Source organism: Alteromonas alvinellae (assembly GCF_902705805.1).
Window position 1 is genome coordinate 1 of sequence record NZ_CACSIH010000177.1, and the last position, 7,721, is coordinate 7,721.

Below are 7,721 nucleotides of genomic sequence, written 5' to 3' on the forward strand. Positions count from 1 at the left end.
TTTAGAGGGGAAAATCCCTAGAACCCCATAGTGGTGTGATTTCCGCGCTACTGGGCTGATCGCTTTTTATAAGCAGTAATACACCAACAGCAAAAAGTAGCGCAGTAAAAATGGCGACAAAAGGCATCACACCGTGAACGCCAACAAAGCCAAGGCAAAGCTGTCCTAACGAGCTGCCACCATAGAACGCTCCCATATAAAGGCCCACGCGCTTGGCGCGGTCGGCTTCATTACCATGTAATAACCAAGACTCAACAACAACGAATACACCTGCAACGGCAACGCCAGCAACGAACCGGGCAAGCAACCAAACGCTGGCGTCAGGGATTGCAGGCATTATGGCAATAGTAGTGATGAGCGTACCTAAACACCAAACAAATCCGTTTCGGTGTCCCAAGCGGGTAACCAAAGGCTCAATGGCCAACGCACCGAGAAGAAGGCCTGCATAAAAGCTACTTGCTAACCAACTGGCCAGCGACGTATCAAGGCCATAGTGCGTTAGCATAAGTGGAATGAGGCTCATTAAATAGCCTGACGCTATCGCATACATTGCCAGGGCAATCACCGGCGCTGAAATGCGTACTTTAGGCTCTGTAGACAATGTGTTTTCCAACGTTAAAGCCCCTGCAATCCGCAACTGCGTTCTAATGGCTATTAATTATTTGCGGGAATATGAGGGAATTTAACGGCGAGGTAAAACAAAAAGAAATGGTCGTAAAGAGCGATTTTATTACATGTTGAAGTGTGGAGGTGGTCTGAAAAGACGCTGGTTATAAGCGCGCACCGCAGGGCCAAGTTATCGCCCCTGCTTGCTTACAATTTTGCTATTTACATTTGAAAGCGTACGCCTGCAAATACGGTTCTTTCGAGGGCAGGTTCGATACCATCATTTCTCACGCGAGAATAATAGTTCTCGTCTAAAAGGTTATTAATGCCTCCATATACTGCCCATTGCGAATCGATACGATATTCAGCGGTCAGGTCAACAACTTCATAGGAAGGAATTAGCGCGGCTATTTCATCGATGCCTGTTCCTCTAGACGCATTCGAGTCTTGCCAAAATTGCTCGTCTACCATTGTCGCAGTAAGCGCGACATCAAGCTTTTCCGTGTTGTATATAAACCCGGCGCGTAAAAGATACTCCGGTGCAAAAGCGGTGGTATTTCCAACCAGGCTCTCGTTAAGGGAAGAGACGATTTCGGCATCAAGCAACGAGCCATTGGCAAAAATTCTAAAACTTTCGTCAGCACGACCCGCAAAAAGGTCGTAGTCGACGCTAAACTCTACGCCTTGATGGCGAGAGTCGCCAGAGTTCACTCGCTCTATGTCAGCGATATTTACCTGAATAGTTTCAATTTTGTCGTCAAAGTCGATTCTAAACGCGCTCACGTCAAGTACAAGACCATCAACAGGCATGGCGCGGTAACCAAATTCATAGTTCATTGCACTAGAAACATCGGGGCCATTTGAGCTGGCGAGTTCTGAATTGGGGTTGGCCAAATCATCAAATCGTTGAGGGCGATAAGATTCAGAAACGTTTGCATAAAGCTCACTGATTTCGTTGAGCTGATACATCATGCCAAGACCGAGTAGCAGTTCATTTTCAGTCTCGTCTACGTCGATAGGATCTCGGTTTAGACTTGGATTTTTAGTCAACTCTTCTAAGTCGTAATTAACGCGCTCATAACGTAGGGTAGGTACCACACTCAATTTATCGAATTTGAATAAATTTTCGATAAATACGGCGTTATACGTCATTTTACGGTCTTGATCGAATAGCAAGTCAGCGGCGTTCTGTTGGTTAGAGCGAATATCGCTACTGACGTGACGAGTTCTTGGGCTATCTCCCCAGTAAGAGGTTGTCCCCACAGTCAGCACATTGTTGTCGCCCCAGGCTTGCGCATAACGGGCGTCGAAGCCCCAATTATCGAATTCTTGTTGATCAATATTTGTGGTAGCAGGCTCATTCTCAGGCTCAGAAAATTGCCCAGAACGGCGACTAAAGCGGTCCATGTATGAATACCAGACATTCGCGTCAAGCGTCGCACTATCGCTAATCTTCTGCGCAAAAGTAAAATTAGCCAGTACTTGTTCTATCTCAACACGATTGAATGGGGTTAATGTTTGATTGCGGTCTTGTTCAAATTCCGTCGTACTCAAACGACCTGCTTCACCAGAGTCTGAGTTGTATACATCAAGTTCGAAACCAAGGCGAATGTCGTCAAACCCTTCATAAGCCACACTAACGTGGCCTGATGTTACATCGAAATCTTCATTATCTCGAGGGCCGTCGGCCGAACGGTGGTCTACCGATGCAAAGAAACCGAAGTCTCCAGTTGAAGTGGCAAACTCATTATAAGTGCTATATAGCCCATTGCTCCCGAGTGCTTGATCGGTTCGAAAGCCCGTATCGCGGCCTACTTCTGCGCGCTTGGTAATAAAGTTTACCGTCGGCCCTATTTGTGGACCGTAAATTAAACCCGACCCGCCGCGAACGAATTCTATGCGCTCAATACGCTGTGCTGGCGGCATGTAGTAGATGGTAGGGTATCCGAAAAGGTCTGCGGCTAGGGGAATATTGTTTTGAAAAAAGCCCACGAACTCAGACTCATGAGGGTTTCCTAAGCCGCGGTAGTTCACATTGTAAAAACTGGGGATGGCTTGATCTGAAACGAAGAGCCCCGGCAGCGTAGAAAACATCTGTCTTAAGTTTGGCTCAATGAAGTTAGGCATTTCATCAAGCTCTACCACTGAGGTCTTTTTGCCCTCAAAGATTTTGCCAGAATCAACGGCAGCCATGGTGCGTGGAAATGTTGAATCGCTATTTCCACTAATGGTGATACGCTCAATATCGTCTGGCGCTATAGCTGCCATTGCGGACGCGCTCGACAGTCCCGCTAGTGCAAATGCTATCGCTTTACCCAATTTAGATACTCTACTTACATTTCTCATAAATTTACCCTTTAATACTCTAAATACAAATGATAATGGTTCGTATATGATATATATAATTGTTTTTTTATCAACAAAAAATTCGAAGAATAAAATCTATTTAACAAAAATGCTTATGAACTAGATGATTGCCCACTCAGAGGGCGCTAGCAAGTCTCCTAGCGAAACGTGAGAATCCAGGAGTGGCTGTTCCCTTTCAAATTCCCAGGACGAAGCTACGCATAGTGAAGGTTTCTTTGATATCTGCCGGAGCGGTGGGATCCAGGTTTTCCTCCAGCAATCCCTGATAACCAAAGTTTTCCTGAGCAGAGCGATAACCGCAGCGGGATTTGGTTTGCTGATCGCCGGTAAAAAATACACGGCTGACCGCATAAACTTCCGCTAATAATGTCGGCTCTATACCAATGTCGCTGATTTGCATAAACCCAGACTGGCTTAAGCTCTTGTGGATTGCCTGCGCCGGGGCAGGATGTGGATAAAAGGGGATGACAGGTAAGGTCATTTTTGCTCTCTTTAAAAAATGGGTGACAATGCCGCGTCCGCTCAATCGAGGCGCAGACGCATGAGTTAAGTTAAAGAGATTTTGTGTTACCAGCCCACCAGGCCAGGCACCAGTGGAAGAAGCCGTAACTGCATGGCAGTAAATTAAGCTTACTAAAGTGAGGAATGCTCGCCGGCTGTTTGACACAACCGTGAGCCAGTACCGTGAGCAACGACATTAAATCGATCAGCAATCCTAAAACACCGCATGTAAAGCGGTGTGATGTCATACTCATTGATTGAAAAAACGAAGTGGTTGCCACGCGCCTGCTCTGTATATGGTATAAATAAAATACTACACGGCAGCCGGTTAAATGCAATGGGAAAATTATCGGTAAAACCCAATTGAAGCATGCTCCGAAATCGCCTTAAAACTCAATCAGCCTGCGCGTTTTCCTGCTTTAATGGCAACAACAAAGTAAACTCGGTAAACACACCGGGTTCGCTCTCGCAGTGAATCGAACCATCCAGTCGCTGCATAATGTTATACACCACCGATAAGCCAAGCCCGGTTCCCTCGCCGATGGGTTTGGTGGTAAAGAAGGGCTCAAATATTTTCTGCTGGATGTCGGCCGCCATGCCGGGGCCGTTATCCCTAATTCGAATGTGCAGCATATTATCTATCTCTGCAGCGCTTATTTGAATAACCGGCTCAGCCGTATCCGCCTTTTCCATTGCCTGCACAGCGTTTTTAATCAGATTCACCAGTACTTGCTCAATGAGACCTGAGTGCGTATGCAACACGCCATTGAACTCAACATTCCGCTGGATGCTAACCTTGTTATCCAGGTCATATCGCATCATCTTCAGAGTGTCATCCAGCAGCACAGAGAAATCACAAACCTCTTTTTCTCCGGTCTGATTATGAGAAAAAGAGCGTAAGTCGCTAATGATATTTTTAACCCGTTGCAGACCATTAAAAGAATCAGCGACGATTGCTCTGATATCTTCCAAAATAAACGGTATACCCGCCTGCTCCTCAAATTCACTGAGACTTTGTTTGAGATGAGCCGCTTTTTGATCCTGCTGAATGTCTATGGCAGTTAACAGCTCACTCTGCATGGACTGCAACTGAATAATGTTATCCAGATAGCTATCCATTGAGGAGAAGTTGCTGATCACAAATGACAGTGGATTATTAATTTCGTGAGCGATACCCGCTGCCATACGCCCGATACTGGCGAGCTTTTCGTTGTGTGCCAATGCCTGTTTAGTGGATTTAAGCTCCAGCAGCGTATCCCGCAGACGGGTATATTGTTTCTTGAGGCTCGACTCAGCCTGTTTGCGCTCTAACAACACCGTAAGCTGCTCAGCGGCCTTATTGATAATCGTAATCTGCTTCATGGAAACCCGCTCCATCTCCTGTTCGGGGATCAGGTAAAGCAATAAACACACTACGCGTTTATACACCACGATGGGGAATGCCAGATAACTACCAATATGAGTGGTTATAAGTTGGGTAACCGGCTCCAGTCCGCCACTTTCATCGAGCAGGTGAATTTGTGGATGCTGTTCTTCTATTGCCTGAGCAAGGCTGGCCGGCAGCCCGCCCTCTGATAACAATGCCTGCATAGTTTTTGCCAGATCGTTGCTGGCAGTATCGGAACCACGCACCCGAAAACGCGATGTGTTTTCCAGGTAAATTTCGAAACTGCAGTGGGCATGGCATAATCTCGCCAGCGCATTTGAGAAGGTTGAAAGCAGCGCCGTGAGCTTTTCGTCGCCTCGTGAAAAGCGTGTGATACACACCAGCAATTCTGTTTCTGCATCGTGCTGACGGTAGGTGTTTTCAATATACTCAAAAGTGGCCAGCTCCCGTTTGAGCACACTGGCATTAAACTTGGCTTTCGCTTCAGACGCCGTTAAACAGGCATTGATTTGGTACTCTTCCAGCCAGACTACTTCGTCCAGTTGCTGAGTGGGGTTATGCATAAGAATGATACGGGTATCCTGGTTAACCAGCCCCTGACGAATATACTGGGCTACCGACTGACAGAGGGAAATATCATCATCGGAGCCTACACAGAGTATAACCAGTGAGGGCTTACAACTGCGCAGTGTCTTTTTAGCGTTTCTCAGGCTGGTTAATTTTTCGCAGTGCATTGTGTTATCCGGCAAAAATGCCGCTAAGTCTGGACTCTGACCAACCAAAAACACTGGATTTTCCATACATTTACCCAACACTACCGTTTCTGAAAACTCTGCTATATTTGAAAGATAGTCGTTGCCTGCAGTTACGCAAACAATTACGCAGTTTAGAAAAAAGGAAAGTAAAAATGAAGTTAGTGAGATTGGTGTACTACAGCCATGCCTCGCGGGAAATGTCACTTAGCGATCTGAAATCCATTCTCGACACCGCCCGCCGTAACAATCAGGCCGAGGGCATTTGCGGTATGCTTTCTTACGAACAACAATATTTTTTGCAGGCGCTGGAAGGCGAACGCAGCGCCGTTAACGAGCTTTACCTGGATATTGCTGATGACCCCCGCCATGACGAAATCACTATTATCAGCTATGAGGAAATCACCGCCCCTATTTTCAAACAGTGGAAAATGGGCTACGCCGGCGGCAGTGCCGAGTTTACTAAATTGCTCAAAGAGATGGGCCAGACTGAGTTCCTGCCGGAAACCATGAGCCCTCGACAGGCATTCCAATTCCTGCAACACCTTGCTGGTAATCAGGACAACCTTTAAGGCATAGTGGTTAAGCAATCTAACCTAAGTTAGCCAGGAGCGACTATGTCCGACGCACAGAGTTACACATCGGTAGACCAGTACATTACCGCCCTACCCGTGGAAAAGCAGCGGGTAATATCACAGTTACGCCAGACAATACTGGATAACCTGCCAGCCAGATTTAGCGAATGCATCAACTAAAACATGATTGGCTATGTGGTGCCCCATCAACTGTTCCCTGCCGGTTATCATTGCAACCCAGAATTGCCATTACCCTTTATGAACCTGGCGGCACAGAAAAGCCATTATGGCTTTTATCATATGGGCATTTATGCAATGCCTGAGCTCGAAAGCTGGTTTCGGGTCCGTTACGCCGAAGCGGTACCTACTAAGCTGGATATGGGTAAAAGTTGTATCCGTTTTAAAAACCCCAAACACATTCCCTACAACTTAATTGGCGAGTTGGTCAGCAAAGTGAGCGTTGATGATTGGATATCGGTTTATCAAAGCCTCAAAAAATAGAACTTGTTCCACTTTTACTGTTCTACTCTATTAACGACTTAAATTGCGCTTCTGATAACACTTCTTCTTCCAGTAAAGCTTGTGCAACCTTGCTTATTTGCTCCCAGTATTGGTCAACTAATTGATCAGTTTTCAGGGTTGCTTCATCCAGCCACTCTTTGATTAATTTTTCAGTCTGAGATTGAAAGTAAACGTCTCCGCTCCATTCATGTAACACTGTGGTGTCTAAGTTGTAACTATCGGGATGCATTCCGTATTTGGCAACAGGATTCCAGGCAGACCACATGGCCTGCCTCAAATCACTGCTGGCACCGGTATCTAATCCTTCATCTCCGAACTGTTTTACCTGGGCCGCTCGACCAGCTAACGCTACACATGTCTGCGAGAACCAAAAAGCTTTCGTGTAATCAATTTCTTGTTCCCTGTTGTAGGCCACCATTCCTAAAGCTTGTTCTCTGGGCACAATACTTATTTGTTCAATTATTCTCTCTGGCATCAGAACTTTTGAGATAACCGCATGACCAGCCTCATGAAAGGCGGTTTCTGCCAGCATTTTTGCGCACTTATCAAGTGTCCGTTTAGCGCCATATTTAAGAATATTAATTTCTTCCAGTAACGTACTTTGACCAATTTTGCCAGTATTCTTACTTAGAGCCTGAAGCACTGTCTCCCGATGAACCTTCTCTAAATCTGCACCGCTCATACCAGCCGTTAGTGATACGATTAAATCAACATCTATAGCCTCTTCGTAAACGTCGTACTGCAAGAACTTTTCGATAAACCAGCGCCGGGCATTTTTATCCAGGAAAGGAACATGGACATGAAGATCAAGCCTTCCTGAACGTAATAATGCTTCATCAAGTTTATCCAGCCGATTGGTAGCCGCGACAATAAAAACCGCGCCTTTATTTGGCTATTTGCATTCTAAGGTTGGAAATCAGCTTTTCTGCCAAGGCAATGAAAAGGCTCAGTTGGTTGGAAGCTAAAGTATGAGGGGCTGCATTGTACGTTTTTCGGACCTTGAGACTATAA

8 protein-coding genes and 1 pseudogene are annotated in these 7,721 nt (G+C 46.0%); 3 read left to right on the forward strand and 6 right to left on the reverse strand.

From position 1 onward, the window contains the following. Position 1: 1 nt before the first annotated feature. From ACX5KA_RS13050 to ACX5KA_RS13065, 4 genes are all read right to left on the reverse strand, one after another. Positions 2 to 601, reverse strand: a complete 600-nt coding sequence (locus tag ACX5KA_RS13050; protein ID WP_200866764.1) for an MFS transporter — start codon at positions 599 to 601, stop codon at positions 2 to 4. 227 nt (positions 602 to 828) lie between these two features. Further along, on the reverse strand, positions 829 to 2,952 hold the full coding sequence (locus ACX5KA_RS13055) for a TonB-dependent receptor family protein (protein WP_020745975.1): 2,124 nt from the start codon (positions 2,950 to 2,952) through the stop codon (positions 829 to 831). 196 nt (positions 2,953 to 3,148) lie between these two features. Beyond that, the gene (locus tag ACX5KA_RS13060; RefSeq protein WP_024024471.1) at positions 3,149 to 3,454 is read right to left on the reverse strand and encodes a 2-oxoglutarate and iron-dependent oxygenase domain-containing protein; all 306 of its coding nucleotides are present in this window, start codon (positions 3,452 to 3,454) and stop codon (positions 3,149 to 3,151) included. Between the two features lie 413 nt (positions 3,455 to 3,867). Continuing rightward, positions 3,868 to 5,661 (reverse strand): sensor histidine kinase, encoded by a 1,794-nt coding sequence (locus ACX5KA_RS13065; protein ID WP_024024472.1) that lies wholly within the window; start codon positions 5,659 to 5,661, stop codon positions 3,868 to 3,870. Between the two features lie 107 nt (positions 5,662 to 5,768). Between ACX5KA_RS13065 and ACX5KA_RS13070 the strand changes: the two genes are divergently transcribed. The 3 genes from ACX5KA_RS13070 to ACX5KA_RS13080 are packed head-to-tail and all read left to right on the forward strand — an operon-like array spanning position 5,769 to position 6,689. After that, positions 5,769 to 6,185, forward strand: coding sequence for a BLUF domain-containing protein (locus ACX5KA_RS13070; protein ID WP_024024473.1), 417 nt, complete (start codon positions 5,769 to 5,771; stop codon positions 6,183 to 6,185). A gap of 45 nt (positions 6,186 to 6,230) precedes the next feature. Beyond that, complete coding sequence (locus tag ACX5KA_RS13075; RefSeq protein WP_198033587.1) at positions 6,231 to 6,368, forward strand: hypothetical protein; 138 nt, start codon at positions 6,231 to 6,233, stop codon at positions 6,366 to 6,368. 3 nt (positions 6,369 to 6,371) lie between these two features. Then, positions 6,372 to 6,689, forward strand: coding sequence for a DUF1801 domain-containing protein (locus ACX5KA_RS13080; RefSeq protein WP_020745968.1), 318 nt, complete (start codon positions 6,372 to 6,374; stop codon positions 6,687 to 6,689). Positions 6,690 to 6,711: 22 nt separating this feature from the next. On the opposite strand, the gene ACX5KA_RS13085 is transcribed toward ACX5KA_RS13080, so the two are convergent. Further along, entirely contained in the window at positions 6,712 to 7,455 is a 744-nt protein-coding gene (locus tag ACX5KA_RS13085) for an ATP-dependent metallopeptidase FtsH/Yme1/Tma family protein (protein WP_024024474.1), read from the reverse strand. A 54-nt stretch (positions 7,456 to 7,509) separates the two neighbouring features. Further along, positions 7,510 to 7,581, reverse strand: a pseudogene (locus ACX5KA_RS13090) (AAA family ATPase); the annotation flags it as partial. Between the last annotated feature and the right edge of the window lie 140 nt (positions 7,582 to 7,721).

Excerpts from the sequence above, each read along its gene's own strand:
- ACX5KA_RS13055 (WP_020745975.1), bottom strand. The coding sequence starts at position 2,952 with ATGAGAAATGTAAGTAGAGTATCTAAATTGGGTAAAGCGATAGCATTT.
- ACX5KA_RS13060 (WP_024024471.1), bottom strand. The coding sequence starts at position 3,454 with ATGACCTTACCTGTCATCCCCTTTTATCCACATCCTGCCCCGGCGCAG.
- ACX5KA_RS13065 (WP_024024472.1), bottom strand. The coding sequence starts at position 5,661 with ATGGAAAATCCAGTGTTTTTGGTTGGTCAGAGTCCAGACTTAGCGGCA.
- ACX5KA_RS13070 (WP_024024473.1), top strand. The coding sequence starts at position 5,769 with ATGAAGTTAGTGAGATTGGTGTACTACAGCCATGCCTCGCGGGAAATG.
- ACX5KA_RS13075 (WP_198033587.1), top strand. The coding sequence starts at position 6,231 with ATGTCCGACGCACAGAGTTACACATCGGTAGACCAGTACATTACCGCC.
- ACX5KA_RS13080 (WP_020745968.1), top strand. The coding sequence starts at position 6,372 with ATGATTGGCTATGTGGTGCCCCATCAACTGTTCCCTGCCGGTTATCAT.